This is a genomic window from Bacteroidota bacterium (genome assembly GCA_030706565.1).
GTDB lineage: Bacteria > Bacteroidota > Bacteroidia > Bacteroidales > JAUZOH01 > JAUZOH01.
Window position 1 is genome coordinate 1 of record JAUZOH010000435.1, and the last position, 3,001, is coordinate 3,001.

General features: G+C 35.0%; 2 protein-coding genes. Both read left to right on the forward strand.

The genetic code is table 11. From position 1 onward, the window contains the following. The coding region (locus tag Q8907_15225) for a hybrid sensor histidine kinase/response regulator transcription factor (GenBank protein MDP4275623.1) at window positions 1-2,311 on the forward strand (2,311 nt) is incomplete at its 5' end. 227 nt (window positions 2,312-2,538) lie between these two features. Next, window positions 2,539-3,001, forward strand: a 463-nt coding sequence (locus Q8907_15230) for a hypothetical protein (protein MDP4275624.1), incomplete at its 3' end; no start/stop codon positions are given.

The window sequence follows — 3,001 nt, forward strand, 5'->3', positions numbered from 1 at the left end:
TAAAGGGAATTTATGGATCAGTACAATTAAGGGCATTGTTAAGTTTGATATTAGAAGAGAAAAATTTCAAAAGTTTTTATCCAATATAGATTTTAGCCAAAGCTGTTTTTTTAAGACAAATAACAGTGAGTTTATGTTTGGTGCTTCGGATGGTTTCGTGGTTTTTAATCCCAACGAAATTTCTACGAATCAACATTTTCCTGCTGTTACCATAACTGATTTTAGACTTTTTAATCGTAGTGTTGAAATAGGAGCTAAACTAAATGGACAGGTGGTTCTAAATCAATCTGTTAACTGTACAAAAGAGCTGACCTTAAATTACCGTAATAATGTTTTTACTATTGAATTTGCTGCATTAGATTTTTCAAATCCTGGCGAAAACGTTTTTGCATACAAGCTGGAAGGATTTGACAAAAACTGGATACCGACTGATGCGAAAAACCGCAATGCCTCCTATACGAACCTGAATGCGGGTGTCTATTATTTCAAGGTGAAGGCATCGAATAATTCAGGAATTTGGAATGATTCACCGGTGGTTCTTAAGATTCGAATTTTGCCTCCACCCTGGAAAACATGGTGGGCCATTTTAATTTATATTCTAATTTTTAACTGTTTGTTATTTGTTCTTTTTAGATATATAATGATTCAATCAAGGCAACGGCACCAGATTGAACTGGATAAGCTTGAAAAGGAGCAATTACAGAATATCAACCAGATAAAATTGCAGTTTTTTACAAATGTTTCCCATGAATTTCGTACTCCTTTGTCCTTGATTATTGGGCCGGTGGAGGATATCCTTAGTTTGCATGACGTCAATGAATCTATTAGATCTAAGGTTGAGATGATCCGGCATAATTGCAAAAAACTGTTTTACTTGATTGACGAACTGATGACTTTTCAAAAAATGGACCAGGGAAGGTTAGCGCTTAAGGCTTCTTATTTAGATATAGTTGGATTTCTGAAGGGTATTTATCAGAATTTTGATATCCTGGCTAGGAGGAATAATATCACGATGAGATTTGATACTAAATTGGATAACTTTAAAATTTGGTATAATCCAAATAACATCGAAAAAGTTATTAATAACCTGTTGTCCAATGCATTCAAATTTACACCATCAGGTGGAAAGATATCAATTGAGGTTTCCACTTACTGTTCCACTTCAGCCGTAGGTCAAACTCCTGATTTTATTTGTATTTCGGTAGTTGATAATGGCAAAGGCATTTCAAAGCAGGATATGGATCATATTTTTGAATGTTTTTATCAGGGAAATTCGAATGTAAAAGGGACTGGTGTGGGCCTTTCACTTACCAAAAGTCTTGTGGAACTCCATAAAGGATTTATCAGGGTCAGCAGTGATCCGCTGATAGAAACGCGTTTTAAGGTTTATCTGCCAATTGGTGATGGTCATCTTAGTCCTGAACAGAAAGTTTTGGATGAAAAAAATACTGGTTTTAAAATAGAAAACGATGCTTCAATACTGGTTGAAAGCAGTAATCAGAGGGATTTGTTGACAGAGAACCAGCCCTCGGATCAGAATTTTGATTATGATATTTTGGTCGTGGATGATAATCCAGAATTACTTGATTACCTGGAAATGATTTTTAAAGATAAATATAATGTTCACCGGGCAGTGAACGGTATTGAAGCTCTTGACATGATTCACAATGATGAACCTGATCTTGTAATCAGTGATGTGATGATGCCCAAAATGGACGGCATTGAGCTTTGCAAGAATATAAAAAATAATCTGACGAGCTGCCATATTCCGGTTATTTTGCTTACTGCCAAAACTGCAGTGGAGCATAGGATTGAAGGGATAGAAGTAGGTGCCGATGATTATATTTCTAAACCCTTTTATCCTGAATTTCTTAAGGTAAGGGTTGAAAAATTAATAGAATCACGTGAGAAATTAATAGAAAAATTCAGGTCCGACAATGTTTTAATTCCTAAAAAGGTAGCAAAAAATCCTCAGGATGAAATTTTTGTCCAGAAGATAATTGATATTGTAATGAAAAATATGAGCAACGAGGATTTTAGTGTGGAAGAACTGGGTATTAGTGTCGGAATGAGCCGGAGTAATCTTTTCCGGAAATTAAAGACTATTACCGGCCAGACCCCCATTGAATATATTTATTTTATCCGTCTAAAACATTCCATGGATCTTTTACTTGAAAGGAAATTAAACGTTTCTGAAATCGCTTACGAGGTGGGTTATAAAAATCCTTCATCCTTCAGCAAATCTTTTAGAAAGCAGTATGGCAAAGCACCTTCTGATTTTTTAAATGATATTTTGGGGAAAAACCAATAATAATCGTCTTGTTTTTAATCAATAGAATTGATTGTTATGGTTTTTTAAACTGTATCCGTTGAAAGTTCGATTTATTCACAGAAGTTCATGGCTACAACGCAGGAAAATCATGGATATCCTTGTGATTTTTTCCCTCATGCAACATCTTGAACTTTATTTGATACATCTCTAAATGTTGGTTGATATTATATATTTTAAATTTGGCTGTTATTTTATCATGTTTTAATATGGTTCGTTTCAAGAATTTATATGCTGTTTTATTGCTGACATGTTTATTCATGAGTAACGGCATGGCTCAAAAAAATAATTTTATTTCAGGCTATCACCGGACAGATAATGAATATCAGTTTATGACTACCCTGGTGTATAACGATGCTAATGAAAATTCAAATGTTGCCTGTGCTTATTTATGGATACCTCCCTCATGTAAAAAAGTAAGAGGTGTTTTAGTGATGAATCAGAATGTTTTGGAGCAATGGCTGGCAGAGCACGATTTAATAAGAGCTGCTTGTTCCAAATCCAATCTGGCTATTCTTTGGTGCTGTCCCGGTTTTTTTGTTGATAAAGGGAAGTCGACTTATGCCGAAAGGAACGTCCATAGTCTGCAACTTATACTTGAAGACTTGGCAAAAATTTCATGGTATGAAGAGTTAGCCCGTGTACCATGGCTGCCTGTCGGACATTCTATGA